The 25,284-nt window shown below is 65.3% G+C and carries 24 protein-coding genes and 2 pseudogenes; 14 read left to right on the top strand and 12 right to left on the bottom strand.

Annotated elements, in window-relative coordinates; genetic code table 11:
• Positions 1-24: 24 nt before the first annotated feature.
• Positions 25-738 carry a TetR/AcrR family transcriptional regulator gene (locus tag KB879_RS00215; protein WP_211980503.1) on the bottom strand — a complete coding sequence of 238 codons (714 nt, stop codon included), beginning with the start codon at positions 736-738 and terminating at the stop codon, positions 25-27.
• Between the two features lie 65 nt (positions 739-803).
• On the opposite strand from KB879_RS00215, the gene KB879_RS00210 reads away from it, so the two are divergent.
• Positions 804-1,919, top strand: a complete 1,116-nt coding sequence (locus KB879_RS00210) for a DUF2855 family protein (RefSeq protein ID WP_211980502.1) — start codon at positions 804-806, stop codon at positions 1,917-1,919.
• A 32-nt stretch (positions 1,920-1,951) separates the two neighbouring features.
• On the opposite strand, the gene dbpA is transcribed toward KB879_RS00210, so the two are convergent.
• From dbpA to KB879_RS00195, 3 genes are all read right to left on the bottom strand, one after another.
• The gene (dbpA, locus tag KB879_RS00205; protein ID WP_013955154.1) at positions 1,952-3,361 is read right to left on the bottom strand and encodes an ATP-dependent RNA helicase DbpA; all 1,410 of its coding nucleotides are present in this window, start codon (positions 3,359-3,361) and stop codon (positions 1,952-1,954) included.
• Between the two features lie 33 nt (positions 3,362-3,394).
• Entirely contained in the window at positions 3,395-4,300 is a 906-nt protein-coding gene (locus KB879_RS00200; protein ID WP_211980501.1) for a DUF72 domain-containing protein, read from the bottom strand.
• 141 nt (positions 4,301-4,441) lie between these two features.
• Positions 4,442-5,644: a DUF4382 domain-containing protein gene (locus KB879_RS00195; RefSeq protein WP_371827383.1), complete on the bottom strand. Its 1,203-nt coding sequence runs from the start codon at positions 5,642-5,644 to the stop codon at positions 4,442-4,444.
• A 467-nt stretch (positions 5,645-6,111) separates the two neighbouring features.
• Between KB879_RS00195 and KB879_RS00190 the strand changes: the two are divergent.
• A pseudogene (locus tag KB879_RS00190) lies at positions 6,112-7,969 on the top strand (methyl-accepting chemotaxis protein).
• 179 nt (positions 7,970-8,148) lie between these two features.
• On the opposite strand, the gene KB879_RS00185 reads toward KB879_RS00190, so the two are convergent.
• From KB879_RS00185 to KB879_RS00175, 3 genes are all read right to left on the bottom strand, one after another.
• A complete protein-coding gene (locus KB879_RS00185) occupies positions 8,149-9,402 on the bottom strand; it encodes an IS256 family transposase (protein WP_211980211.1) in 1,254 nt (417 codons plus the stop codon).
• The gene (locus KB879_RS00180; protein WP_211980500.1) at positions 9,353-10,594 is read right to left on the bottom strand and encodes a Fic family protein; all 1,242 of its coding nucleotides are present in this window, start codon (positions 10,592-10,594) and stop codon (positions 9,353-9,355) included. The genes KB879_RS00185 and KB879_RS00180 overlap by 50 nt, the downstream gene beginning before the upstream one ends.
• A 108-nt stretch (positions 10,595-10,702) precedes the next feature.
• Positions 10,703-11,146: a helix-turn-helix domain-containing protein gene (locus KB879_RS00175; RefSeq protein ID WP_211980499.1), complete on the bottom strand. Its 444-nt coding sequence runs from the start codon at positions 11,144-11,146 to the stop codon at positions 10,703-10,705.
• A gap of 74 nt (positions 11,147-11,220) precedes the next feature.
• Between KB879_RS00175 and KB879_RS00170 the strand changes: the two genes are divergently transcribed.
• From KB879_RS00170 to KB879_RS00160, 3 genes are all read left to right on the top strand, one after another.
• Complete coding sequence (locus tag KB879_RS00170; RefSeq protein WP_211980498.1) at positions 11,221-12,111, top strand: class I SAM-dependent methyltransferase; 891 nt, start codon at positions 11,221-11,223, stop codon at positions 12,109-12,111.
• On the top strand, positions 12,104-12,607 hold the full coding sequence (locus tag KB879_RS00165) for a DUF2938 domain-containing protein (RefSeq protein WP_211980497.1): 504 nt from the start codon (positions 12,104-12,106) through the stop codon (positions 12,605-12,607). The genes KB879_RS00170 and KB879_RS00165 overlap by 8 nt, the downstream gene beginning before the upstream one ends.
• Before the next feature lie 540 nt (positions 12,608-13,147).
• Positions 13,148-14,002, top strand: coding sequence for a hypothetical protein (locus KB879_RS00160; protein ID WP_211980496.1), 855 nt, complete (start codon positions 13,148-13,150; stop codon positions 14,000-14,002).
• 22 nt (positions 14,003-14,024) lie between these two features.
• On the opposite strand, the gene KB879_RS00155 is transcribed toward KB879_RS00160, so the two are convergent.
• A complete protein-coding gene (locus tag KB879_RS00155; protein ID WP_013955146.1) occupies positions 14,025-14,348 on the bottom strand; it encodes a nucleotide pyrophosphohydrolase in 324 nt (107 codons plus the stop codon).
• A 145-nt stretch (positions 14,349-14,493) separates the two neighbouring features.
• On the opposite strand from KB879_RS00155, the gene KB879_RS00150 reads away from it, so the two are divergent.
• The 7 genes from KB879_RS00150 (at position 14,494) to KB879_RS00120 (ending at position 19,713) form a co-directional block, all read left to right on the top strand.
• On the top strand, positions 14,494-15,153 hold the full coding sequence (locus tag KB879_RS00150; protein ID WP_211980495.1) for an isoprenylcysteine carboxylmethyltransferase family protein: 660 nt from the start codon (positions 14,494-14,496) through the stop codon (positions 15,151-15,153).
• Positions 15,154-15,287: 134 nt separating this feature from the next.
• A complete protein-coding gene (locus KB879_RS00145) occupies positions 15,288-16,082 on the top strand; it encodes an IclR family transcriptional regulator (RefSeq protein ID WP_211982072.1) in 795 nt (264 codons plus the stop codon).
• Positions 16,083-16,162: 80 nt separating this feature from the next.
• Positions 16,163-16,918, top strand: coding sequence for a glutamine ABC transporter substrate-binding protein (locus tag KB879_RS00140; protein WP_013955143.1), 756 nt, complete (start codon positions 16,163-16,165; stop codon positions 16,916-16,918).
• Positions 16,919-16,936: 18 nt separating this feature from the next.
• On the top strand, positions 16,937-17,605 hold the full coding sequence (locus KB879_RS00135) for an amino acid ABC transporter permease (protein WP_013955142.1): 669 nt from the start codon (positions 16,937-16,939) through the stop codon (positions 17,603-17,605).
• Positions 17,602-18,363 (top strand): amino acid ABC transporter ATP-binding protein, encoded by a 762-nt coding sequence (locus tag KB879_RS00130; protein WP_013955141.1) that lies wholly within the window; start codon positions 17,602-17,604, stop codon positions 18,361-18,363. Before KB879_RS00135 ends, KB879_RS00130 begins: the two co-directional genes overlap by 4 nt.
• A gap of 2 nt (positions 18,364-18,365) precedes the next feature.
• Complete coding sequence (hutG, locus tag KB879_RS00125; protein WP_211980494.1) at positions 18,366-19,310, top strand: formimidoylglutamase; 945 nt, start codon at positions 18,366-18,368, stop codon at positions 19,308-19,310.
• A 187-nt stretch (positions 19,311-19,497) separates the two neighbouring features.
• Entirely contained in the window at positions 19,498-19,713 is a 216-nt protein-coding gene (locus KB879_RS00120) for a saccharopine dehydrogenase NADP-binding domain-containing protein (protein WP_249221227.1), read from the top strand.
• 1 nt (position 19,714) lies between these two features.
• On the opposite strand, the gene KB879_RS00115 is transcribed toward KB879_RS00120, so the two are convergent.
• The 4 genes from KB879_RS00115 to KB879_RS00100 form a co-directional block, all read right to left on the bottom strand.
• A complete protein-coding gene (locus KB879_RS00115) occupies positions 19,715-20,407 on the bottom strand; it encodes a helix-turn-helix domain-containing protein (RefSeq protein WP_211980493.1) in 693 nt (230 codons plus the stop codon).
• Between the two features lie 15 nt (positions 20,408-20,422).
• The gene (locus KB879_RS00110) at positions 20,423-21,793 is read right to left on the bottom strand and encodes an MFS transporter (RefSeq protein WP_211980492.1); all 1,371 of its coding nucleotides are present in this window, start codon (positions 21,791-21,793) and stop codon (positions 20,423-20,425) included.
• A 185-nt stretch (positions 21,794-21,978) separates the two neighbouring features.
• Positions 21,979-23,367, bottom strand: a complete 1,389-nt coding sequence (gene gabP, locus KB879_RS00105) for a GABA permease (RefSeq protein WP_211980491.1) — start codon at positions 23,365-23,367, stop codon at positions 21,979-21,981.
• A 170-nt stretch (positions 23,368-23,537) separates the two neighbouring features.
• Complete coding sequence (locus tag KB879_RS00100) at positions 23,538-23,888, bottom strand: DUF2958 domain-containing protein (RefSeq protein ID WP_013955135.1); 351 nt, start codon at positions 23,886-23,888, stop codon at positions 23,538-23,540.
• A 579-nt stretch (positions 23,889-24,467) separates the two neighbouring features.
• Between KB879_RS00100 and KB879_RS00095 the strand changes: the two genes are divergently transcribed.
• Positions 24,468-24,761 (top strand): helix-turn-helix domain-containing protein, encoded by a 294-nt coding sequence (locus KB879_RS00095; RefSeq protein ID WP_211980490.1) that lies wholly within the window; start codon positions 24,468-24,470, stop codon positions 24,759-24,761.
• 243 nt (positions 24,762-25,004) lie between these two features.
• Positions 25,005-25,253 (top strand): annotated as a pseudogene (locus KB879_RS39190) (IS4 family transposase); the annotation flags it as partial.
• Positions 25,254-25,284: the final 31 nt, after the last annotated feature.

Below are 25,284 nucleotides of genomic sequence, written 5' to 3'. Positions count from 1 at the left end.
GACGCCCGCATGGCAGGCGTCTGGTCAAAGTTGTGCATCGGTCTCTTTTCCGTCCAGTGCCGCCAGGCACAGCGCCTGCATCTCGGCCACCCATTGCGCCGGCTGCAGCGCCGCGCCCTGAAGCAGCAGCCGATAGCGGCGCGCCCCCCAGACCGCCAGCACCAGTGCCTGCACCTTCGCGGCATCCGGGGCCGTAGGCAAGTCGGGACAAGCGCACAGCGCCCGGCGCCAGGCCTCGCAGAACTCTTCGAACACGCGCCGGTGGTGCTTGGGCTCGGCGATGCGCGGCTCCAGCCCGATGATGTCGGCATCGAAGACGATGCCCGTGGCCTCGTCGTCCGCACCGCAGGCGATGGCGACCAGCCGCCGCACGCGGGTGCGCCAGTCGGCATCGGTTCGCTGCGTAACCTCGGTGTCGATGCGCGTCAGCATGCTCTCGACCGTGTGGCGCACATAGCCCGACGCCAGCGCTTCCTTGCTGGGAAAGTACTCGTACAGCGTGCCCACCGAGAACCCCGCCTCCAGCGCCACCGCGCGCGTGGTCACGCCGTCCCAGCCATCGCGGCGCCAGATCCGAACAAAGGCGTCGTAGATGGCGTTGACGGTGAAGTGCGCGCGCTGCTGCGAAGGGCGCTTGAGCGGCTTGCTGCGCGGCGTGGCGGGCCGTTTCAGGTCGCCGGCGGCGGGCGCTTCATTTCCGAACCCAGCGGCGTTGGCGCGGCGATAGATTCTTGGCATCGGCCTCACGGAAGTCATGGCGAACATTGCACGCCGGACGGACGGGCCGCGAACCAGGAGAAGACATGGCAGCAACTGAACCGACCCTTGCCATCACGCGGCTGTTCAGCCGCAAGGATGCCCTAAACGAAAGCCGGCTGGAAGCCGCCCACGAACCCGCCAGCGCCGCGCCCGGCGAAGTGCTGCTGCGCCTGGACCGCTTTGCCCTGACCACCAACAACATCACCTACGCCGCCTTCGGCGAAGCCATGCAGTACTGGGAGTTCTTCCCCACCGGCCAGCCACAGTGGGGGCATATGCCGGTGTGGGGTTTTGCCGATGTGGTGGCGTCCGGCGTTGACGGCATCGCGGCCGGCGAGCGCTTCTACGGTTATTTCCCCATCGCCAGCCATCTCCGCATGCAACCCGAGCGCGTGACCGCACGCGGCTTCTACGATGCCGCCGAGCACCGCGCAAAGCTGACCTCGGCCTACAATCAGTACACCCGCGTGCAGAACGACGCCGCTTATGCGCCGGAACTGGAGCACTACCAGATGCTGTACCGGCCGCTGTTCATCACTTCGTTCATGCTGGCCGACTTCCTGCAGGACAATCATTTCTTCGGTGCGCAACGGCTGGTGGTGTCGAGCGCGTCGAGCAAGACGGCGTACGGCACCGCCTTCTGCCTGCGCGACTTCGACGGCATCACGCTGGCGGGCCTGACCTCGGCGCGCAACCGCGGCTTTGTCGAAGGCCTGGGGTGCTACGACAGCACCGTCACCTATGACGAGCTGTCGTCCATGCCGGCCGACGTGCCAACGCTCTACATCGATTTCTCCGGCGATGAATCGCTGCGCGCGCGCGTGCATGCGCATTTCGGTGACAGCCTGGTGTACGACTGCTTTGCGGGCTCGGCGCAGAACACCGGCTTCCTGCGCGACCTGCACCTGCCCGGGCCCAGGCCCGAGTTCTATTTCGCGCCGGTGCAGATCCGCAAGCGCAATGCCGACTGGGGACCGCAGGAAGTGAACCGGCGCTTCAACGCGGCGCAGCGCCGCTTTATCGACCATGCGCGCGATCCGGCCAATCGCTGGCTGGCGCTGGTGGAGGAACGGGGGTTCGAAGCCGCGCAGGCACGGATCGCGCGTCTGGCGGCGGGTAGCGGCGCGCCGCAGGAGGGGTATGTGGTGGTCGTGGGGTAAAAGCAGAACGGGCCCCGCATGGGGCCCGTCTTTCACTCCGTCAGCATCCGCACCTTCACCTTCTTGCCCTTGACCTTGCCGGCATTGAGCCGCTTCACCGCCTCGCGCCCGATGCTGCGCTCCACCGCGATATAGGTCGACATCTCCAGCACATTGATCTTGCCGATCTGCTCCTTGGTGAAGCCGGCATCACCGGTCAGCGCGCCCAGGATATCGCCGGGGCGGATCTTCTCCTTGCGGCCGCCCAGCATCTGCAAGGTCACCATCGGCGGCAGCAGGCGTTCGTTGCTGGCGGGCCTCAGGTCGGCCAGCGGGTGCCATTCGAATTCGCCGCCGTGGTGCTGCTCCAGATTGCCCACGCGGCCCATCTCGTCCATGCTGACCAGGCTGAAGGCCCAGCCTTCCTGGTCGGCGCGGCCAGTGCGGCCGATGCGGTGCACGTGGACTTCAGGATCGGGCGTGATCTCGACATTGATCACCGCCTCGAGCTGCGCGATATCCAGCCCGCGCGCGGCCACGTCGGTGGCCACCAGCACCGAGCAGCTGCGGTTGGCAAACTGCACCAGCACCTGGTCGCGCTCGCGCTGCTCCAGCTCGCCGTGCAGCGCCAGCGCCTGGTAGCCCTGCGCGCGCAGCAGTTCCACCAGCTCCCGGCAGCGCGCCTTGGTATTGCAGAACGCCAGCGTGCTGACCGGCCGGAAGTGGTCCAGCAGGCGCCCCACTGCGTTCAGGCGCTCGCCTTCCTCGACTTCATAGAAGCGCTGGCGGATGGTGCTGTTGTCATGCGTAGCCTCCAGCTTGACCGACTGCGGGTTGCGCAGGAAGCGGTGGCTGAGCTTGTCGATGCCGGGCGGATACGTGGCAGAGAACAGCAGCGTCTGCCGGTCCTTCGGGCAACGGCTGGCCACATAGGCGATGTCGTCGAAGAAGCCCATGTCGAGCATGCGGTCGGCCTCGTCCAGCACCAGCGTGTTGATGCCGGACAGGTCCAGGCTGCCGCGGTCGATGTGATCCAGGATGCGTCCGGGCGTGCCCACCACGATATGTGCCCCATGAATCAGGCTGTCGACCTGCGGGCGCATCGGCGAGCCGCCGCACAGCGTCAGCACCTTGATGTTCTCTTCGGCGCGCGCCAGGCGGCGGATTTCCTGCGTGACCTGGTCGGCCAGTTCGCGCGTGGGGCAAAGCACCATCGCCTGTACGTCGAAGCGGCGCGGATCGAGCCGGTGCAGCAGCGCCAGCCCGAAGGCGGCGGTCTTGCCGCTGCCGGTCTTCGCCTGCGCCACCAGGTCCTGGCCCGCCAATGTGATCGGCAGGCTGGCCGCCTGAATCGGCGTCATTTCGTCATAGCCAAGCTGCGCCAGCGTGGCGAGCATGGTGGGCGACAGCGGCAGGGTGGAAAAAGCGGTGCCGGCTTGCGGCTGGGCGGGGGTCGAGTTCATGCGCGATTATAGCGATCCAGGGATGTCGATCCGTCAGTCATCGGCCGGCGGCGTCCAGTCCAGCCGCTCCAGCAGCGCCTGCGCCGCGGCCGGCGCGCGTTCCTTGGCGCCGTTGATAAAGAAGACAAAGACTTCGCGCTTGCGCGCGGCGGGCTTGCGGTCTTCCACCGTCGGCAGGTCGGCTGGCTGGTGGCCCTGCGCCCACGTGCGCACCCGTTCAGCCCACGCATCCAGGTCCTTGGGCGCGTAGCCGGCCTTCAGCTTCTCGCTGCTGGCCATCAGCCGAGCATAGACAAAGTCTGCCGTGAGATCCGCCATCGACGGAAACTTGGGCGAATCGGTAAAGACCGTGGCGGCCTTGTATTTGCGCGCGAGCTTGAGGTAGTCCGGCGCCTGGAAGCTGTCGTGCCGCACCTCCAGCACGTGGCGCAGCTTCACCCCTTCCACCGAGTCCGGCAGCAGTTGCAGGAAGGCCTCGAAGTCTTCCGCATCGAACTGCTTGGTCGGCGCGAACTGCCACACCACCGGACCCAGCTTGCGGCCAAGCTCGGCAATGCCGCTGTCGATAAAGCGTTCGATCGATTCACCGGACTCGGCCAGCACGCGCCGGTTGGTGGCAAAGCGCGAGGCCTTCACCGCGAACACGAAATCATCCGGCGTCTCGTCGCGCCATTTGGCGAACGAGGTGCGCTTCTGCGTGCCGTGGTAGGTGCTGTTGATTTCAATCGCGCTGAGGTGGCGGCTGGCATAGGCCAGCTCACGTGCCTGTGCCAAGCCGGCGGGATAGAAGTTGTCGCGCCACGGGGCGAAATTCCAGCCACCGATGCCAACCCGCACCGGCTCGGCGGACGTGGAGGCCTTGCGTGACCTGGCCCTGGATGTGGCCTCAGACGTTGCTGCAGGCTTGGATGCGGCCTTCGCCGCGGTGCGTGCTGCCATGGCGCGATCTCCCGAAACGCGAGACTGGCAGTCTAGCGGGAAACTGCGCCAGACGGTGGCGGCGCAACCGGGCCCCTGGCCAACAAAAAAAGCCGGAAGAGGGCCAGGCCCTCTTCCGGCTTCGTTCCCGGTCCCCCGGAATCAGAACGAGAAATTCACCACGGCGTCGGCGACGTTCACGTCCGCCGGCTTGGTCTGCACCGTACCCGTGGCGCTGGTGGCCTGCACGCTGTACTTGCCCGCGGCGGCGCCGTCCGCTTGCAGCGGAATCGGCAGCGCGGCCTGGTAGGTGCCGATCAGCGGCGCGGCCACCGGCAGTGCCGGTTCGGTTGCAAACATGCTGTAGGCGCCGGTATCGCTGGCGGCAGCCGTCGCCGCAATCTCGAAATTGCCGCCACTGACCAGTTGCAGCGCGCGCAGGGTCGCTTCGGCCGAAGCCGGCGTGACCGTACCCGAAACCCGGCGATAGGTCGACGCCGGCAGCGACATCGGCGCCGCCGCGGTCGAGATCGCCGTGGGCGTGCCCACCACCACTGGCACGCCGCGCACAATGCCCGCCGCCTTGCCATTGGCAGAGCCCGGCACCACCACCACGTCAACCGGGCCGGCCGTGCTGCTCTGCTCGATCGGCGACAGCTTGAAGTTGCCGTTGGCGTCCGCCACCGTCGCCTTCACCACCACGCCGTTGCGCTCGGCATACACGCGCGCACCCGGTGCCCCGCTGACCACGCCGTTCACTTCACCGCTGACGATCGTCGGGATCGCCGTCACCACCGGCTTCAGGCCAAAGGTGCCATTGCCGCGCGTGACCACCGACTTGCACGCGTCAAAGTCCAGCACCAGGTCGGTCAACGTATCCTTTGCCACGGTGAACGGCCGGTTGATCTTGATGCCCGACTGGACCGCGCTGGGCGTGTCCAGCGCCTGCTCAGTGCCGCCGACGGGCACCACCGAGTTGGCCAGCGCACCGGCGCCGCCACCACGGTTGGCATCGAGCACCAGGCGCACCTGCTGGTAATTGCCGGCAGGCAGTGCGGTCTGGCCCAGCACCGTCAGCACGCCGTTGGTCAGCGACAACAAGTCGATCTTGCGCGCGGGCACGACGTCGATATCGACCCAGCCCCCGGCGCTCGCCTCGGCGCTGGCGCTGCTGTGCACGCGCACCTTGTTGACGGTCACGAAGACATTGTTGAAGCCACAGGCCGGCGCATCGGTCATCGAGACCTTGAGCGTCCCCTGCCCGCCGCCATCATCGCCGCCACCACCACCGCAGGCGGCCAGCGCCAGGGCACCGCTCAGAGCGAGCACGCGCATCGGCGCGGAAGTCAAAGAAAGGACTGACACGATAGGCTCTCCGTTTGGTTTATTTGTGAGTTGATCGGAGGATATGTTGCTAATCGCATAACGGCTGTAAATCTTTGTAATACGTTGTGAAAAAGTCGTTAGCTTGTCTGCATGACTGATCAGCAAGGCTTGACGACAGATGTACTCTCGCCCAAGCCGCCGTCGGATGCGACGCGGCAAGCGTTCTGCTGCGACTGCCATCACACTCATGAACGCCCGCATCGGCAATCACCGCTGCATTGCAACGCCGCTTGTATTGCAACGCATCGGATGAGGCGTCTGATCACGCCGAACCCCCTCCTGCGTGCATTCACGTTACGAATTTCAGATCCACCAGTGCATTCCCGAGCCGCGCAAGCGCACTATCGCGCACCAAATTGGCGCGTTGTGTCGTCAACCTGATCGCATTCGACGGGATTTCGCCTGCCTGCCTCAAAGTCGGGCGCACCCGCTCCGTATACAGCGGGATGGAAATCCCACACATAAAACGCCCCCCAACGATTCCCTACGAAGGATCTCCCCTGACGTTCATTACCATCCGTGCGCGGATCGTGGCCCTGTGCGTGGCCATCGTCATCGCCGCGCTCGCCATCAATACGGCGCTGAACCAGTTCGTCGCCAACCGCCATAACGAAGACGCCATCGACAGCAGCCTGGCGGCCGTGCAGAGCGGCCACACCAGCGCCATTGTCGACTGGGTGGCCTCGCACAGCCAGATGATCCACTCGCTGCAGGATACCGTGCTGCAGCCCGAACCCGATGCTGCGCTCAAGCAGGTGGCCGCCGCCGGCGGCTTCACCAAGGTCTACGTCGGTTATGCCGACAAGACCTCCAGATTCTCCGACCCGAAGGGCGTCCCGCCCGGCTACGACCCGACCGCCCGGCCCTGGTACCAAGCAGGCCGCAGCAGCCGGCAAGCCGGTGGTTACGCCGCCCTATGTCGCTGCCAGCACCGGCAAGCTGGTGGTGACATTTGCCACGCCCGTGATCCGCGATGGCGAGGTCAAGGCCGTGGTGTCCGGCGATGTGGCAATGGACACCGTGATCGCCAACGTCAAGGCGATCCGCCCCACGCCGGCAAGCTTCGGCATGCTGGTGGCCAGGAACGGCGACATCGTCGCCCACACCGAAGACAAGCTCACCCTCAAGCCGGTGACCGAACTCGTGCCCGTGCTAAACGCCGACAAGCTCGCCGCACTGGCCGGCGCAAGGACGCCGCTGGAAGTCGAAGTCGGCGGCAGCGCCAAGCTGCTCGGCGCGCGCGCCATCCCCGGCACCGACTGGATGGTCATCGTCGCCCTGGACAAGGCCGAGGCCACCGCCGGCATGCGCTCAGTGCTGATCGCATCGGTGATCGCACTGGTACTGATCGCAGGCGTGGCCGCCGCCGTAGTCTGGGGCGTGGCAACGATGTCGCTGCGCGGCCTGTCAACCGTGCGCGATGCCATGGACGCCATCGGCTCCGGCGACGGCGACCTGACCCAGCGCCTGCCCGCCGACGGCAACGACGAAGTCGCGCAGATCGCGCGCGCCTTTAACACCTTTGCCGACAAGCTCTGCACCATCATGCGCCAGATCCGCGACGCCAGCGAATCCGTGCGCGCCGCCTCCGACGAGATCGCCGCCGGCAACGCGGACCTGTCGCGCCGCACCGAATCCGCCGCCGCCAGCCTGCAGCAGACCGCGGCCTCGATGGAAGAAATCACCGCCACCGTCAGCCAGTCTGCCAGCTCTGCCCAGCACGCCAACGAATCCGTCACCGCTGCCTCGCGCGTGGCCGCCGACGGCGGCGTCGTGATCGGCGAGGTGATCACCACCATGGGCCAGATCGAAAACGCCTCGGTCAGGGTCTCCGACATCATCGGCGTGATCGAAGGCATCGCCTTCCAGACCAATATGCTGGCGCTCAATGCCGCGGTGGAAGCCGCCCGCGCCGGCGACCAGGGCCGCGGCTTCGCCGTCGTGGCGGGCGAAGTGCGCGCCCTGGCCCAGCGCAGCGCCCAGGCCGCCAAGGAAATCAAGACCCTGATCGAATCCACCGTGGACAGCGTCAGCTCCGGCTCCGGCCAGGTCCGCCGCGCCGGCGACACCATGAGCGAGATCGTCAGCAACGTCTCCAAGGTGACCGGCATTATTTCCGAGATCACTCACGCAGCCATGGAACAGACCCGCGGTATTCAAGAGGTGAATATGGCAGTGAGCCAGCTGGATCAGATGGTGCAGCAGAATGCGGCGCTGGTTGAGCAATCCACGGCTGCTGCGGCGGCGCTGCAGACGCAGGCCGGGAGCCTGGCGGGGGCGGTGGGGCAGTTCAGGTTGGGGTGAGATTGGTCTTCCGGGGAACAGCTTCGGGAGCGAGAGCGGCTGGCTGCCGAGCAATAGCCGAATAAGGTGGCATACAACTTTTCTGGCAAAGGGCGCTTCGAGCAGGTCAGGCTTTGATAATCGATATCAATCAGTGGAGGTGTCAGGAATTCTGTGTGCTGAGGTCGGTTAATTAAATCTCAGCGTAGGGCGTTGGTGAAGCGGTCACCGAAGAGAATGGCGAACTGGTTGGCCGCTTGTTTCCAGGTGATGGGCGGCATCTTCCAATCTTTCTCGATGTTGCGCAAGGCCAGGTACAGCAGCTTGCTGGCGGCTTCGTCGCTGGGGAAGTGGCCCCGGTTCTTGACGATCTTGCGCAACTGCATGTGCATGCTCTCGATGGCATTAGTGGTGTAGATGATTCTGCGCACTTCCGGCGGATAGGCGAAGAACGGGATGACCTGCTCCCATTGCCGCCGCCACATGTCGGCCACCGTCGGGAATTTGCGGCCCCAGTCGCTGCCGGCAAAGGCATCCAGCGCAGTGGCAGCGGCATCGGCCGTGGCAGCCTGGTAAATCGGCTTGAGTGCGGCCGCCAGGCCCTTGCGATCCTTCCAGCTCGCCAGGTTGAGCGAGTTGCGGATCAGGTGGACGATGCAGGTCTGGATTTGCGCGGCCGGGTAGACGGCCTCGATGGCCTGGGGGAAGCCGCGCAGGCCATCGACCACGGCGATCAGGATGTCCTCCAGGCCGCGGTTCTTCAGTTCGTTGAAGACCTTGAGCCAGAACTTGGCGCCTTCGGTCTGCTCGATCCACAGGCCGAGGACTTCCTTGCGCCCATCGGCGCGGATGCCCAGCGCGAGGTACACCGCCTTGTTCCTGACGGTGCCTTCGTCGCGGATCTTCAGGCGCAGCGCGTCGAAGTAGACAATGGGGTACATCGCCTCCAGCGGGCGCTGCTGCCATTGTTCGACCTCGGCCAGCACTTCGTCGGTGATGGTGGAAATCAGGTCGGGCGAGACCTGCAGCCCATACAGTTCCTGCAAATGGCCCTGAATCTCACGCACGCTCATCCCGCGTGCATACATGCTGATTACGTGGTCGTCGAAGCCGGACAGCCGGCGTTGGTACTTGGCGACCAGTTGCGGCTCGAAGGTGGCTTGCCGGTCGCGCGGAATGTCCAGTTCCAGCTCGCCGTTGGGCGTGATGACGGTCTTTGCACTGCTGCCGTTGCGGTGATTGCCGCTCTTGCCTTGCTTGGCCTCGCTGGCCAGATGGTGCGTCAGTTCGGCGGCAAGCATACGCTCGGCCAACTGCTTCTTGAGCAGGCCGGCCAAGCCTGATTCACCGAGAATCGACTCGGCGTCCTTGTTCTGTACCTGAGCCAGTAGTTGATCGATCAACTCATCCGGAAACAGCTTCGGCGCGCTCGATTTCTTGCTCTTCTTGGTCATGCTTTTTGTTTCGGTCATAAGGGCGTTTCTTTCGATATCGTCTCATGACCTCAACACACAAGAAATCTGACAGGCTCCAATCAGTCAGTTCGTATGACGTGCTACGCCCGCCAGCGCCAGACTTTCGCAGCGCCCCCAGCGCCACCAACTCATTTATATCCCGCAGCGCTGTGTCCGGCGAGCACTTGGCAATCGCAGCCCACTTGCTGGACGTGAGCTTGCCATCGAAGCCATCGAGCAGCCGGTTCAGCAGTTTCGTCTGTCGCTCGTTCAGTGGCGTCGCGCCCCAGCGCTGCCAGAAGCGCGCTTTGGCCAGGACCGCGTCCAGCGTGTGCTGTGCATTCTGTACGGCCCGCAACAGCTCATCAAGGAACCAGGCGAGCCATTCGGTGACGTCCAGCGAGCCCTGCTGCGTACGCTCCAGGATGTCGTAGTAGTCCTTGCGTTCGCGTTGGATCTGCGCGGACAGGCTATAGAACCGCTGAGGGCTACCGTCTGCCCGGGACAACAGCAAGTCACCGATTGCCCGTGCGATACGGCCATTGCCGTCGTCGAACGGATGCAGCGTAACGAACCACAGATGCGCCAGGCCGGCCTTCAGTACTGGCGCATCTGCCTGGTCGGTGTTGGCCCAATCGAGAAATCGCGCGACCTCTGGCTCAAGCCTGTCTGCCGGCGGCGCTTCAAAATGGACGCGCTGGCGCCCGTAGGGGCCGGACACGACCTGCATCGCCCCCTTGGCATCGTCGCGCCATGCCGCGACACGTAGCTGCGACATGCCGCTATACCCCGTAGGAAATAGCGCCCCGTGCCAACCGAACAACCTTTCCTTGCTGAGTGGCTCGTTGCAGCGGCCGGTTGCATCCAGCACCATCTCCACGACGCCTTCCACATGCCGGTCCACCGCTGCCAGCGCGCCGATGTCCACGCCCAGCCGGCGCGCAAGCGAAGACCGAACTGAATCGGCATTGAGCCGTTCGCCCTCGATCTCGCTGGTCTTGACGACGTCCTCGGTCAGCGCGGTCAGGCTGGCCTCGCCCCGCAAGGCCATTCCTACATCGGCAAGGCGGCCCAGGAGCATGCCCTGGGCGCGTGTCACATCAGCCAGCGGCCGAGCCAGCGCTGCCAGGTCGTAGTGGAATTGTGGCCAGTCAGGCGATTGCCAGATATAGAGCCATTCTCCGCGTTTCATGCGGAGATTATGGCAGCTATCTCCGTATGCGCCAATTATTCACCGCAAATTCCGCGGGGAATATCAATGCAATCTCCGCATACGCCCAGCACGAGGATCTTTCGACACCTAATGGGGGCCACCGGGAGGCCCCGAGGCGTGATCCCGCCGCCCACCAATCGCCCCCGACGCCGCCGCGCGCAGAATCCGCTGGAACGTCGGGCACTCCATATGGCTTGGCGCCGGGCAAACCGCCGCATGCCGCAGCCCGTCGCGCATCGCCGTCAGCTTGCGGATGGTCCGGTCCAGCTCATCCGCCTTGGCCGCCAGCACCTGCCGGTCGATGTTCGGCTGGCCCTGTGGCGAGAACATCTGCGCGATGTCATCCAGCGAGAAACCGGCGGCACGCCCCAGTGCAATCAGCGCCAGCCGCTCCAGCACGCCGGCATCGAACACGCGCCGCATCCCGCGCCGGCCGATGGAAGCGATCAGCCCCTTTTCCTCGTAGTACCGCAGCGTCGAGGCCGGCACGCCTGCGTGCCGGGCCACTTCCGCAATATCCAGGCTTGTCACCGCTTGACCTCAAGTCCACTTGAACTGGCACAGTGTAGCTTCCAAGCCAGTACGGCGTGCAAGGGGATATGACCATGGGTGAGCAACAACAGACCAGCATCAACGGCGGCGACCAGGCCGCACTGTGGAACGGCCCGTCTGGCCATGCCTGGGTCGCGGAGCAGGCGGTGCTCGACGACATGCTCCGGCCGCTGGAAAGCCTGCTTGTCGATGCGGTCGGCAAGACCTCGGCACAGCATGTGCTCGATGTCGGCTGCGGCACCGGCAGCACTACGATCGCGCTGGCGCGTAAGCTCGGCGCGCAGGGCAGATGCACCGGCATCGATATTTCCGAGCCGATGCTCGCCGCTGCACGAGCACGCGCGCAACAGGACGGCTCGACCGCCAGCTTTATTCGCGCCGACGCGCAGGATTACGCCTTCGCGCCAGCAAGCTTCGACAGCATCGTGTCGCGCCTGGGCGTGATGTTCTTCAGCGATCCGGTCCGGGCCTTTGCCAACCTGCACCAGGCCGCAACACCGGATGCCACGCTCCAATGCATCGCCTGGCGCAGCGCCGCAGAGAATCCGTTCATGACCACCGCCGAGCGCGCGGCAGCGCCGCTGCTGTCCAACCTGCCGCCGCGGCAGCCGGGTGCGCCGGGGCAGTTCGCCTTCGGCGACCGCCAGCGCGTGCAGGCCATCCTGGAAGAGGGCGGCTGGACCGGGATCAATATCCAGCCGATCGACCTCGTCTGCACGCTGCCGGAGCCTGCGCTGGTGGACTACCTGTCCCGCCTGGGTCCCGTCGGCCTGGCCCTGCGCGAGGCTGATGCAAGCGCACGCGCCAGCGTCATCGAAACCGTCCGCGCAGCATTCGAGCCTTACGTTCATGGCGCAACCGTGCGCTACACCGCTGCCTGCTGGATGATCACCGCCCGGGCTTCGGCTTCATCACTGACGGCCGGGAAGACTGCCCATGCCTGATACAGCGATGGCGCTCCTGCTCAATGCGGTCGTGATCGGCACTGGCGCAACGCTGGTGATGGACGCCTGGGCCATCCTGCGCAAGCGGCTGCTGGGCGTTCCTGCGCTGGACTATGGACTGGTAGGCCGCTGGCTCGCGTGGCTGCCGCGAGGACGCCTTTGCCACCATCCCATCGCGGCATCGCCACCGGTGCGCGGCGAGCGCGGGATCGGCTGGATCGCGCATTACCTGACCGGCATCGTGTTCGCGGCCATCCTGCTGGGGCTATGGGGACTCGACTGGGCGCGTCATCCGACGCTGGCACCCGCGTTGAACGTCGGCATCGGCAGTGTGGCGGCACCGTTCCTGCTGATGCAGCCGGCGATGGGTGCCGGCATCGCCGCGAGCCGCACGCCACGGCCAAATGTGGCACGGGCGCATAGCCTGGTGACGCATGCGGTGTTCGGGCTGGGGCTCTATGTGGCAGGTTGGGTTGTGAGCCTGGTCGCGATCTGACAAACGGGTACAACAGCAGACTGCCGTTGTCCGAACCAGGGAGAGTCAGAGGCCACGCACGCCGCGGCATTTGGGGAACGTGGCGCAGCCCCAAAACGGATTGCCAGCGTTCGCGCCCTGTTTGGCGATGCGTTGGATCATGGCGCTGCCGCAGCGCGGGTAGCCTGGCACCGCGGCAGGCGGCATCTCAGTTGGCTTCGGCGGCTCCGCGGCGCGTGTCGGCGCGTTCGCGGCGGCAGGCGGCTGTGCGGTCGATCCCGTCGGCGCTGCAGCGCCGACGCGCTTGACCAGCACGGTGAGTGCCTGGCCATCGATCTGGCATGTCGCCCCTGCGCACGCGGGGGACGATGGGGAAGGCAAGAAGGTATAGCCGCGGTCTTCCGGATCTGTGGCCTCGGCCACGCATCCGAGGCCGCGCCCAAAGTTTGCTGCACGGTTCTGTGGGATAGCGAACCGTAGATGGATGGCGCCGTACCAGAATAGAAGTCCATCGGCGCCCGCTTCAGCGCCGGACGATCCCCACTATCACGGGGCGACAGGATGACAAGGCTTTCGGGCCGTCTGGCCGCGTGCATTGCGTTCGGTCTTCTGCTGGCTGCCAGTGCGCAGGCGTCGGATATAGCCTGCAAGACCACGCTGCGTCCTTCCCGCTGCGACGATCCGCTCGCCGCCGGCACGTCCTGCCTGCAGTCAGTGCCGCACGCCGCCGACCTGATCTGCGATCACGCGATGCTCCAGCGCGAACACGAGCGCATCCATGCGGACCAGCAGCGCCGGCTGCGCGCCGGTGCGATCCATGGGAGGGACATCGCCGCCTGGCGGGAGCGCCGGGACGCGTGCACGTCGGTGAAATGCCTGGATAGGGTCTTTGCCAGCTGGCGCCGGCAGCCAGGCAAGAAACCGCCGCAGGCTGCCGCGCCGCAACCAACGCTGCCGGCGGCGCGGGCGCGGGAGGCGTCGAGGAACAAGCAATCTGCGGTCACGGTCGAGGCCTCGCGGCCAGCCGTCGCGCCACCTCCAGCAACTCAACCAGTAGCGGAGCAGCCTCCAGCCCTGCCATCGGCAGAGCCATTAGCCGAACCGGGGATGCAAGCGCCCCCTGTCGTGATCCAAAGAGCCTCCGGCCCGACGCCCCAGCAGGCGTCCATCCGTCCGACGCTGGCGCCGCAATCACGCGGTTGGACATCGCTGGGCACGCTGGCGTGGCTGGGCATGTGCAGCGCGGGCGTCGCCTGCTGGTCCCGGCGTACGCGCGGCGAGTGGCTGCCGGGGGTCACCCGCCTGCGCGAGCGGACACGGGATGCGCCGCCCATCGTGCTTGTGGTGAGCGGACTGCTCGCTTTGAACGGAGTGCTGCTGTTGTGCGTCCTGGCGGGAAGCCGGCCATTGTCGTGAGCTCACGCCGTCGCCGGGCGCCTCATTCCGGCAGCGGGTACTTCCTGGCGTTCATCTCCATCTTGGCGCGGATCGCCGCGTCCAGGTCCACGCCCAGCGCCGTCACCAGTTGCGCCAGGTAGATGGTGATATCGGCAAGCTCCTGCTCCACATGGTCGCGCTCGTCGGTAGACATGATGGCGCGCGATTCCGCATCGGTCTGCCACTGGAAGATCTCGACCAACTCCGACACCTCCACGCTCAGCGCCATCGCGAGGTTCTTGGGGCTGTGGTACTTGCCCCAGTTGCGGGCCTTGCCGAAGTCTTGGGCGGCTTGCTGGAGGTTCTTGATGTCGATCAGGGGCATGGTGGTGTGACGAAAGCGGTTCACTGCGCCCCGGCATACGCCGGCGCAAAACGCAGATTTAATCACGACCCGGCCGCCCTCGACACCCGGGCCGCCTGAGGCTTACCCTTCGCTTGTGCATCCACCGTCTCAACGGAGGTTCCCCATGCGCCCGACTCCCGGCATGGCGATTGCCACCCTGGCCGGCACGCTCGCCTACCTGGCCATCGCCATCGCAGGTTGGGGCGGCATCGCCCCCTTTTTCGCGCACCCGGCGCGCGTGGCCCTGACCCTGGTCCTGTTCGCCCTGTCCGTCGCTGCACTCTTCTCCGGCGGCAACATCAGCAGCGGCATGCGCGAGGACCGCGGCAACCGCTGGGTGTTGGCAGTCTTTGGCGTGCTCGGGCTGCTGGCGGCGTACCTGCCGCCCTTTACCGACCGCATCGGCTTCTGGACGCTCGATGGCGACACCATGCGCTGGATCGGCGTGGCGCTGTTTGCCGGCGGCGGCGTGCTGCGGCTGTGGCCGGTGTTTGTGCTGGGGCGGCGCTTCAGCGGGCTGGTGGCAATCCAGCCGGGTCATACGCTGGTGACCACCGGGATTTATAGCGTGATCCGGCATCCGAGCTACCTCGGCTTCCTGGTCAGTTCGCTGGGATGGGTACTGGCGTTCCGCTCCGGCGTGGGCGTGGTGCTCACGCTGCTGATGGTGCCAGTGCTGCTGGCGCGCATCCGGGCGGAAGAAGCGCTGCTGCGCGACCAGTTTGGCGACGAGTACGCGTCGTACTGCGACCGGACCTGGCGGATGCTGCCAGGCATCTACTGATCGCGGCGCAGCGGCGCCCCACGCACTTGGCCGATTAAATTGCCAGTCATCAAGGGTTATCCCTAGTCATTCATTCCCATTTTCCGGGACTCTCGGTTTTGATTTCTGGGAATCAGGTCCTATTCTTGGGCCCTATGTTGAATGCCGTCGACAACCCCACCGCCGTGAAGCCCGCGACACCCACGCCTGCCGAACCCGGCCAGCCCGCGGGCGGTGCCGATCGCGTGCTGTTCGTGCTGGCGGCGCTGGCGCAGCACGGCGCGCCAATCACGGTGCGCGAGCTGGTTGCCAAGACCGGCCTGCCCAAGAGCACGCTCTACCGGCAGCTGATGATGCTCAAGCGCTGGGGCTTTGTGCTGGAGTCCGACGGCGAATACGCGCCGGGCCCGATCAGCCTGCAACTGGCGCTTGGCTTTGACATGGCCTCGCACCTGGCGCGCGAAGCCTTGCCCGACATGCAGCTGCTGGCGCAGCAGTCCGATGAAAGCGTAGGCCTGGTCGTCGCCGTCAAGGATCACGCGGTGTGCCTGGAGATGGTGGAGAGCCGCCAGTCGCTGCGCTGCTCATTCGAGAAAGGCCGCGGCGTGCCGCTGCGCGCCGGTGCGTCGGCCAAGTCGCTGCTTGCATTCATGCGCGATGAAGCGCGCGAGCGCCTGGTCCGGGCCCAGTGCGAGCCAGGCGAAGCCGAACGGCTGCTGGCCGAGCTGACCGCCATTCGCGAGACCGGCTACGCCGTCAGTGAGGGCGAGGTGGATCCGGGCGTGTGGGGCGTGAGCGCGCCGCTCTTCTCGCGGCGCAGCAAGGCCTATGCGCTGGGCTCCATCACGCTGATGGTGCCGGCCACGCGGCGGCAAGGGCGCGAGACCGCGCTGATCGACATGACCGTGGCAGCGGCGATGCGGATTTCCGCCCGGCTGCAGTCTTACTGAATACCAAGCAAATCGTTACCGCCGCCGTCGGCACACCCATGCGACGGCAGATCCCTCGTTCCCGAGAATAGGAGACTTCCATGAACCTTCGTCGCAAATGCCTGATGGCCGGCCTGGCAACCCTGACCGCCCTGACCCTCGGCACCGCCGCGCACGCGCAGGACAATGCCGTGCTGCGCGTGGCCACCGACGCCACCTTCCCGCCGATGGAATTTATCGAGAACGGCAAGCGCACCGGCTTTGACGTGGAGCTGGTGGAGGCCATGGCCAAGACAATGGGCAAGCGGGTCGAATGGACCGACATCGACTTCAAGGGCCTGATCCCGGGGCTGGTCTCGCGCCGCTTCGACATGGCAGTGTCCGGCATCTACATCACCCCCGAGCGCAGCAAGGTGGTGGACTTCACCGAGCCGTACTACACCGGCGGCCTGGTGGCGCTGGTCAAGAGCGGCAACACCACCGTCCACGCCCCGGCCGACCTGAACGGCAAGAAGGTCAGCGTGCAGGTGGGCACCAAGTCGGTTAGCTTCCTGCGTGACACGTACCCGCAGGTGCAGCGTGTGGAAGTCGAGAAGAACCAGGAAATGTTCAACCTGGTCGAGATCGGCCGCGCCGATGCCGCCGTGACCGGCAAGCCGGCCGCGATGCAATACGTCAAGACGCGCGGCGGCCTGCGCATGGTGGAGCAGCCGCTGACCACCGAGGAATACGGCATGGCCGTGCGCAAGGACACGCCCGAGCTGACCCGTGCCCTCAATGCCGCACTCGCCAAGGTAAAGGCCGATGGCACCTATGCCAAGCTGACCCAGAAATGGTTCGGCACGGCCGCCAAGTAAGCCGCGCGGATCATCATCATGGAATTGGATTTTTCTCCTGTCTTTGCCGGCTGGCATGACATCCTCCACGGCGCCGTCATCACCGTGGAGGTGACGGCCTGCGCGCTGGTGCTGGGCTGCGTCATGGGCCTCTTGGTCGGCATCGGCCGGCTGGACCCGAATCGCCGCGTCATCTACAGCATCTGCACGGCCTACGTGACCTTCATCCGCGGCACGCCGCTGCTCGTGCAGCTGTTCCTGCTGTTCTTCGGGCTGCCGCAGTTCAACATCCTGCTGCCCGCCTTTGTGTGCGGCGTGATCGGGCTGGGCATCTATTCCGGCGCGTATGTGTCGGAGATCGTGCGCGGCGCCATCCAGTCCGTGGACAAGGGCCAGATGGAAGCCGCCCGCTCGATCGGCATGTCTTCCGGCCAGGCCATGCGCGCGGTGATCCTGCCGCAGGCCATCGTGCGGATGATTCCGCCGCTGGGCAACGAGTTCATCGCCCTCATCAAGAACTCGGCACTGGTGTCGCTACTGACCATTGCCGACCTGATGCACGAGGGCCAGAAGATCATCAGCGTGTCGTACCGGTCGCTGGAAGTCTATCTGGCGATCGCGCTGGTTTATCTGATCCTGACGAGCGCGGCTGGGCTGATCCTGCGGCGCGCCGAACAACGGCTGCGCATGGGAGGCATGGTGCAATGAGCGATTCCGCAATCATCCGGATCCGGAACCTGGGCAAATCGTTCGGCGGCCATACCGTCTTGCGCGGCATCGACTTCGATGTGGAGCCGTCGCAGGTCGTGGTTGTGATCGGCCCCAGCGGCTCGGGCAAGAGCACCTTCCTGCGCTGCTGCAACGGCCTGGAACAACCCGAGGCCGGCACCATCGACATCGTCGGCAAGCGCCTGGTGACCGACGGCCAGCTGATCGGCGAGCACGAGCTGAACCAGCTGCGCACCGAAGTGGGCATGGTGTTCCAGTCGTTCAACCTGTTCCCGCACCTGTCGGTGCTGCACAACGTCACGGTCGGTCCCCGCATGTTGCGCGGCGCCTCGCGCGAGGAAGCCGAGCGCAAGGCGATGGGCCTGCTTGAGAAAGTCGGCCTTGCGCACAAGGCCCACGCCATGCCCGCCAGCCTGTCCGGCGGCCAGAAGCAGCGCGTGGCCATTGCCCGTGCGCTGGCCATGGAGCCGCGCGTGATGCTGTTCGACGAGCCGACCTCCGCGCTCGACCCCGAGCTGGTGGGCGAAGTGCTGCAGGTGATGAAGGTGCTGGCCGCCGAAGGCATGACCATGGTCGTGGTCACCCATGAAATGGGCTTCGCCCGCGAAGTGGCCGATGTGGTCGTCGTCATGGATGGTGGCGGCATCATCGAGGCCGGGCCGCCGTCGGTCATCTTCTCGGCGCCGACGCAGGAACGCACGCGCGGCTTCCTGCAGGCCGTGCTGACGCGGGCGTGACGATGGCTGGGACCCAGAACCTCTGGCAGGGCCGCGTCGACGACGGTGAGCGTGGCGACACCACGCGCCTGTTCCGCATCGTGCATGCGCTGGAAGCGGCAGACGTGACGCCCCTCAACGGCGCGCCGGTGTTGCTCGGCTTCAATTGCGACGCCGGCGTGCTGCGCAACCAGGGCCGTCCCGGCGCCGCGCACGGCCCCGACGCCATCCGCCAGGCGCTGGCCAACGTGCCGGCGCACGGGCTGGCCGCGTTATACGACTCCGGCAATGTCAGCTGTGACGACGGCGACCTGGAGTCCGCCCAGCTGGCGCTGGCGGGCACCGTGCGCGGCGTGCTGGCGCGCGGCGGGCTGCCGCTGGTGCTGGGCGGCGGCCATGAAGTGGCTTGGGGCACGTGGCAAGGCCTGCGCGCGCACCTGGATGCGCAGGACGATGGCGGACGCGTGCTGATCATCAATATCGACGCCCACTTCGACCTGCGCACCAGCCGGCCCGCCAGCTCCGGCACGCCGTTCGACCAGATCGCCAATGCCTGCGCCGAGCGCGGGCAGCCGTTCGACTATATCTGCCTGGGCGTCAGCCGCCTCAGCAACACGCCGGCGCTGTTCGGCCGCGCCGATGCGCTGGGTGTCTGCTACGTGGAAGACGTGGACATGCAGGAGCGTCACCTGGCATCGCGCCTCGCGGAACTGGCGGCACGCATCGATGCCACGGACCACTTGTACCTGACCATCGACCTCGACGCGCTTCCCGCGGCCGTAATGCCGGGCGTGTCGGCACCCGCCGCCTACGGCGTGCCGTTGCCGGTGGTGGAGGAAGTGGCCTTGCTTGCCCGCCGCAGCGGCAAGCTGCGCGTGGCCGACCTGGCCGAGTACAACCCGCAGTACGACCGCGACCACCAGGGCGCGCGCGTGGCGGCGCGCCTGGCCTGGCGCCTGTTCGGCTGACCAGCAGGTCACGTCCCCCCCCGCTCCGCAGTTGGCAACCGCGGCGCCCGGCGATAGTATTGCCTTCGCTAGACTGAGCGATTCTGATCAGAATTGATAAAGCGATGCGAGGGCAGTCCTGCGCTGGCGCGGCCGCCTTGCCGCGCCCCCGGGGCGCCCGTCGCCGCTTACGGGCGGAAGGGTCTGCGTGATCGAACAAATCGTCATCGTCGGCCTTGGCTGCATCGGCCAGGCCGTGCTGCCACTGCTCGAACGAACCTGGCCGCGGCCCGCGATTGCCGTGGTCGACCGGGTGCTGGACGGTGGCCGCCGGAAACTGGCCGCCAGGCACAAGCTGGATGCCATCGAGTCCACCATCACGGTCGACAAGACGCCCGGATTTATGCAACAACGCCCCCTTTAGCCTACAGACGGATATCAACGGAAGTTGGCGTGGCGAACAGCTTGGGTTCCTTGCCGAGCGGAAACCCGATCACGTACAGGACGTTAGCTGGCATTGGCCTGTCCGGGTCCGAGCTTCCCTTCAGCAGCACTTGGCGCTCGGCATAGCAGAGCGAAACGCCAAGGGTCTTGAGCACATCGATGTTGGCTTGCATCGTGTCCGACGCCTCGCGCTTCTCTGCTTCGGTATAGGCGTCCAGGGCATCGCGGTAGTTGCGGAAATATTCCATCAGTGCGGCGAAGCGTTTGTCCGCTTCGCCGCCCATTTCGAAGGCCAGCTCCGACATGTCCATTGTGCTGGTCTGCGCCAGCTCCGCCAACTGCTTACCCGTGGTCAGCCGAATCGCCGCGAAGGTGACGTGCTCGAGGTTGAACTGTTCCTGCGCTGCCTTGAGTTCGTCTTCTGGTGGAATCGCGAACGGCTTGTTAAGCGTGTCGATGTCCAGGAAATCGAACGCGCTGGCCAGCGCCCGGCAGGTGTCGGCGTCGGCCGGCCAGCCTCGCTCGACGCGCTGAACGGTTCGCACGTTGAGCCCGGCGATCACGGCCAACTGCTCCTGAGTCCATTGCCGGGCGTCGCGGAACACCTTGATGCAGACAGCCAGCTCGGCGGGGGTCAGCAGGCGTACTGGTGGCGTGTTTTCCGTCGTATTCATTTCGTTGCTCCTTCGTTATCGACTGACGTGGCCAGCCGTGCTGGCCACGCCATTGCGCATGGCATGGCCGCACCTGGCGAGGGGCCAGAACGCAAGCAAGAATCCGACAGCGGCCAGCACTGCCACATAGTGAGCCGGCGCCATTGCGTCGTGCTGCAGCCACAGCGTGAGAATCATCGGCGTGAGGCCGCCAAAAACTGCGTAAGACATGTTGTAGGCGAACGAGAGACCGGTGAACCGCACTGGTGCCGGAAAGGCGCGCACGCCGGCAATCGGCACGGTGGCGATGGTGCCGACGAACAGACCCAGCAGTCCGTAGTGCCAGAACAGCGTGCCAGGCGTGCCGGGCACGCTGCCGTAAAAGAGGTAGGCGGTCATGAGAAGTCCGCCCCAGCCGATCAGCATGACGGCACGGGTGCCGATGCGGTCGCATGCCCACCCGACAATCACGCAGCCGATGGTCAGCGTGAGGGTGGCGAACGCATTGGTCTCGAGCGCGAGCGCAGCGGGTATGTGGTGGATCTTCTGCAGGTAGGCTGGGGTGTAAAGCACCACCACGACGATGGAGGTCGAAAGTACCCAGGTCAGCAGTGCGACGAACAGACTGGCCGAGCGGTGCTCGCGCAGCACGGTGCGGATCGGCAGTTCGCGCGCCAGATTGCTGCGGTCAGCCAGCTCGCGGAACACGGGGGTCTCGTGCAGAAACCGGCGCAGGTACACCGACACCAGTCCGAACACGCCGCCCAGAAGGAAGGGAATGCGCCAGGCGAAATCGCTCACCTGTTCAGGCGTGTAGTGTCGATTGATGGCGACCGCAACGAGCGAACCCAGGAGGATGCCGCCCGTGATGCCCGAGGTCAGCGTCCCGATGCCGAGACCGTAGTGCCGGCTCGGCACGTGTTCGCCGACAAACACCCAGGCACCGGGCATCTCGCCCCCAATGGCCGCGCCCTGCAGCACGCGCATCGCCAGCAGCAACAGTGGCGCCGCGACGCCGATGCTGGCGTAGGTTGGCAGCAGGCCGATCATCAGCGTGGGCGCTGCCATCAGCAAGATCGACAGCGTGAACATGCGCTTGCGGCCAAGCCGGTCACCAAAGTGGGCGATCACGATGCCGCCCAGCGGGCGTGCCAGATAGCCGGCGGCGAAAATGCCGAACGTCTGCAGTTGTCGCAGCCAATCAGGCATGTTGGGTGGGAAGAATAGCGCGCCCAGCACCGTGACGAAGAAGACGTAGATGACGAAGTCGTAGAACTCGAGCGTGCCGCCGAGGGCGGCAAGACCCAAGGTCTTGTAGTCGCGAGCAGCCAGCGTGCGTGCCGGAACGGGCAAGACGCCGCCCGGTACGCTCAGGGGATTCACATGGGGTTCCTGTTGTGGATTCATGTTCAGGTTTCTTTGCATAGTGGTATGTACACCGTCGGTCAGAGCCCGGCTTCGTGTGGGTCTGGCGGGCCCGCCACAATGGGCGAGCCGGTTCGCTCAGCGGTCCGCTCAGTCGACTTTCGAGCCATTGACCCACGCCAGACTTGTGTACTCACGTAACCACCGCGTGGGCCGAACGTACCTGTTCACAGGTCATCCATCGCCAGTGCTTGCCCGTCTGCGCTTCGGTTACGCGAATTTAGCCAGGCACCAGCCAGCACGCCGGCAAGCAGCATCGCTGTCGCGAGAATTTCCATGCGATGGGCGGGATGCCAGACCATCGCCGCGAGGACACCGAGAATCACCACGACGACCGACCACGTCAACCACGGGTAGCCCCACATACGCAGCGGCAGCTCTGCCGCGCGTCGTTCCAGTACTGCGCGCATGCGCAGCTGCGATACTGCGATCACGAGGTAGACCAGAAGCGCCACGGCGCCAGAGGTAGCCAGCAGGAAGACGAAGACGCGTTCTGGCATAAGGTAGTTCGCCAGCACGCACACGAAAGCGAATGCGGTGGACACCAGTACCGCGGCGCGCGGTGTGCCACACGCAGCAGTCCGGCTTAGGCCGCTCGGGGCATCGCCCCGCGTCGACAGCGAGAACAGCATGCGTGAGGCGGTGTAGAGCGCCGAGTTCAGGCAGCTCATTACCGCTGTCAGAACGATGACGTCGACGATCGCCTTGGCGTGCGGCACGCCGAGGATCTCCAGCGCGCGCTGGTACGCCCCATGGGTGACGAGCAGCGGGTCATTCCACGGCACCAGTGCAACAACAATGAAGATCGAGCCCAGGTAGAACAGCGAAATGCGCCACACCACCGAGCGCGTCGCGCGCACGATTTGCCGGGCCGGGTGTTCCGCTTCGGCCGCCGCAATGGTGACGATCTCCGCCCCCATGAAGGCGAACATCGTTGTCAGGACGACAGCGATGACAGCATGTGCGCCATTCGGCATGAACCCGCCATAGTCAACCAGCCGCGCCACGCCCGATACCTGAGCCCCCGGAAGCAAACCCAGCACCGCCAGACCGCCTACGGCAATGAACGCCACGATGGCGACCACCTTGATGAGCGCGAACCAGAATTCGAACTCACCATAGTTCCTGACCGAGAACAGATTGGTGCCGGTCAGCGCGAGCGTGATCGCCAGCGCAAACGTCCACTGGGGTATGGCGGGCAACCAGGCACTCAGAATGGCCGCCGCCGCAGTCGCTTCAATCGGGATCACGAGGACCCAGAACCACCAGTACAGCCAGCCAATCGTGAAACCGGCCCAATGTCCGATGGCGCCGTCCGCGTAGGTCGAAAACGATCCGGTATCCGGCTGTGCCACAGCCATCTCGCCCAGCATGCGCATGACCAGCACCACCAGCAGCCCGGACATGGCATAGGCCAGCAGCGCGACCGGGCCGGCCTCGGCGATAGCTCGCCCGGAGCCTACAAACAGTCCGGCGCCGATGACGCCTGCAATCGAAACCATCGTGACGTGACGCGCCTTGAGTCCATGGCTCAGCCCTTTCCCTGACGGGTTCATGTCTCTCTCCTAGGTGAAGCGCGACCTATATGAGCCGCTACGCTGGTGCTCCTATGACATGGAAATTGACCGCCGCTGGCGTTCCAGCAAGCCGCGGTCGTCTGACCCCAAATGCGGCATGCCGCATCGCATTGACGCGAACAACGGGGTTCTGCAGATTGCCCACTCGATCAATCGACGATCGAGCCACTGGACTGTGCCAGCCGGGCGTACTCGCCTAACGACCGCGTTGGCCGGAAGTACCGGTCACGAAGAATCGGCCTCTTGAGCGGCCCAACGATGGATGCCAGGTCGGACAGCTTCACATGGCCCAGTTCGGGCATGCCGATACCCACGTCGCACAGACCGTAGGCGGTGTCACCGTCGGCCGGGTCGAGCGCGGCCAGTAGCCAGGTCGCATGCGCATCGGGGGTAAACAGCCGCACCACGGGCAGTGGATCCCTGGCCTTTCCGGTTGCATATGCGTGGCCGTTTGCGAGCAGCTGCTCGCGTTGTTCGGCGGTGATGAGAGGTTGGATCATGTTCGTTGCCTCCTGAAAGGTTCACTCCACGGCAGAGCGAGACGATATTGGGCGCACGCCCAAAGCCCGGTGTCCACACGCCGGCCCCGTCCGGAGCGGGAGCGGGCCGGGGTTGACGGCTAGCGGCGTGCGCTAGCGTTGAGCACTTTTCCGCAGGGGCGTAAATCGTCGTGGCCGTGCACGAATCCGAGGAAAAGGAAGAGCCCTGTCGGGCGCGCGCGGGAGCACCAAGCCGCGTCCGTGCACTCAAGTAGGTGCTGCACTGTAAGCATTCACATCCGAAGAGCTCGCCTTGGGAAGCCATAGCAGGTCGCCGCGAAAAATGGCGGGCGCCCGCGCAGCGTTTGGCGAACTCGCTGCGTCGCAAAGCTCACTGCGCCTCGGCGCATGATCCGTTGGCGCAGCGAGATGCATCCGAGCAGCGGCCGCCGCCGACGAGCAACTTCACCGCACTGACGTCATTTCTCATCGAGAGATCAGTGTAGAAGCATATTTTAGAGATGTAAAGTCTGTAGATTTATAAACTGTAGATTCTATCTCTGTAGATTCATCAGATTCTTAAGGTGATGCTCTCGCTCCATGGACGAGACCATCAATTCTGCCCAGCGCACAATACGGGCGCACTTGGCTGCTAATGTGAAAGCCTTACGCGGCAAGCAGGGGGTATCGCAGGAGGCTCTGGCCAGCCGCGCAGGCTTGCATCGCACCTACATCAGTCAGGTGGAGCGCGAAATCGTTAATGTCTCTCTCGACAACTTGGTCCTGCTTGCTAGCGCGCTTGGCGTGGCGGTTGGGGAATTGTTCGTGGAACCGACGGAGCCGGTGGTACCGCTGAAGCCGGGCCGCAAGCGTTCGGTGTCTATTGGCAAGTAGCGGTGCCCCAGCCGGATTAAGGTGAACGTGCCAATGGAACTGTTCAAAAGTCCAATCACGCCACGCAGAAGGGGCAATGTGCCTACGGCTCCACCCCGGAAGGGGCAAGTGGTAAAGGGCCCTCTAGGCCGGGTCAGCCTTTGGGTCAGCGCATCCCCTCGGCCAGCGGGGCGTCTCGCCGTCCCACCTTGCCGGTTGAGAACGGTTGTGAGAGAGCAGATGCGCTCAGCGTGCGGGATGCCCCGCACCGTATGTCAGCAACTCTGGGTGCAACGGGTTGATCTGCCGATCAGGTAAGGGCAAGACGGTCGCGAGTTTGATGCGCCTGCCGGCGTCAAGCCAATCGGGTGGCGCATGCTGACAAATCGCAGCGCAGCCAGTCTGGACGATGCGATCCAACTGATCGACTGGAACCGGGCGCACTGGGAAACAGAGACGCTGTTCAACATCTTGAAGAACGCCTGCCGCGTTGAAGCGCTCCAGTTGTCGGCGGCCGCCGTGAACGACGGGCCTGGGACGAGGA

It is taken from the genome of Cupriavidus sp. KK10 (assembly GCF_018223725.1).
GTDB lineage: Bacteria > Pseudomonadota > Gammaproteobacteria > Burkholderiales > Burkholderiaceae > Cupriavidus > Cupriavidus necator.
The sequence above is the reverse complement of the archived record's forward strand: the minus strand, read 5'-3'. Positions and strand labels throughout refer to the sequence as shown.

Bases quoted from the DNA above. Each gene is read 5' to 3' on its own strand.
- KB879_RS00215 (WP_211980503.1), bottom strand. From the start codon at position 738: ATGCCAAGAATCTATCGCCGCGCCAACGCCGCTGGGTTCGGAAATGAA.
- KB879_RS00210 (WP_211980502.1), top strand. From the start codon at position 804: ATGGCAGCAACTGAACCGACCCTTGCCATCACGCGGCTGTTCAGCCGC.
- dbpA (WP_013955154.1), bottom strand. From the start codon at position 3,361: ATGAACTCGACCCCCGCCCAGCCGCAAGCCGGCACCGCTTTTTCCACC.
- KB879_RS00200 (WP_211980501.1), bottom strand. From the start codon at position 4,300: ATGGCAGCACGCACCGCGGCGAAGGCCGCATCCAAGCCTGCAGCAACG.
- KB879_RS00185 (WP_211980211.1), bottom strand. From the start codon at position 9,402: ATGACCAAGAAGAGCAAGAAATCGAGCGCGCCGAAGCTGTTTCCGGAT.
- KB879_RS00180 (WP_211980500.1), bottom strand. From the start codon at position 10,594: ATGAAACGCGGAGAATGGCTCTATATCTGGCAATCGCCTGACTGGCCA.
- KB879_RS00170 (WP_211980498.1), top strand. From the start codon at position 11,221: ATGGGTGAGCAACAACAGACCAGCATCAACGGCGGCGACCAGGCCGCA.
- KB879_RS00165 (WP_211980497.1), top strand. From the start codon at position 12,104: ATGCCTGATACAGCGATGGCGCTCCTGCTCAATGCGGTCGTGATCGGC.
- KB879_RS00160 (WP_211980496.1), top strand. From the start codon at position 13,148: ATGACAAGGCTTTCGGGCCGTCTGGCCGCGTGCATTGCGTTCGGTCTT.
- KB879_RS00155 (WP_013955146.1), bottom strand. From the start codon at position 14,348: ATGCCCCTGATCGACATCAAGAACCTCCAGCAAGCCGCCCAAGACTTC.
- KB879_RS00150 (WP_211980495.1), top strand. From the start codon at position 14,494: ATGCGCCCGACTCCCGGCATGGCGATTGCCACCCTGGCCGGCACGCTC.
- KB879_RS00145 (WP_211982072.1), top strand. From the start codon at position 15,288: ATGTTGAATGCCGTCGACAACCCCACCGCCGTGAAGCCCGCGACACCC.
- KB879_RS00140 (WP_013955143.1), top strand. From the start codon at position 16,163: ATGAACCTTCGTCGCAAATGCCTGATGGCCGGCCTGGCAACCCTGACC.
- KB879_RS00135 (WP_013955142.1), top strand. From the start codon at position 16,937: ATGGAATTGGATTTTTCTCCTGTCTTTGCCGGCTGGCATGACATCCTC.
- KB879_RS00130 (WP_013955141.1), top strand. From the start codon at position 17,602: ATGAGCGATTCCGCAATCATCCGGATCCGGAACCTGGGCAAATCGTTC.
- hutG (WP_211980494.1), top strand. From the start codon at position 18,366: ATGGCTGGGACCCAGAACCTCTGGCAGGGCCGCGTCGACGACGGTGAG.
- KB879_RS00115 (WP_211980493.1), bottom strand. From the start codon at position 20,407: ATGAATACGACGGAAAACACGCCACCAGTACGCCTGCTGACCCCCGCC.
- KB879_RS00110 (WP_211980492.1), bottom strand. From the start codon at position 21,793: ATGAATCCACAACAGGAACCCCATGTGAATCCCCTGAGCGTACCGGGC.
- gabP (WP_211980491.1), bottom strand. From the start codon at position 23,367: ATGAACCCGTCAGGGAAAGGGCTGAGCCATGGACTCAAGGCGCGTCAC.
- KB879_RS00100 (WP_013955135.1), bottom strand. From the start codon at position 23,888: ATGATCCAACCTCTCATCACCGCCGAACAACGCGAGCAGCTGCTCGCA.
- KB879_RS00095 (WP_211980490.1), top strand. From the start codon at position 24,468: ATGGACGAGACCATCAATTCTGCCCAGCGCACAATACGGGCGCACTTG.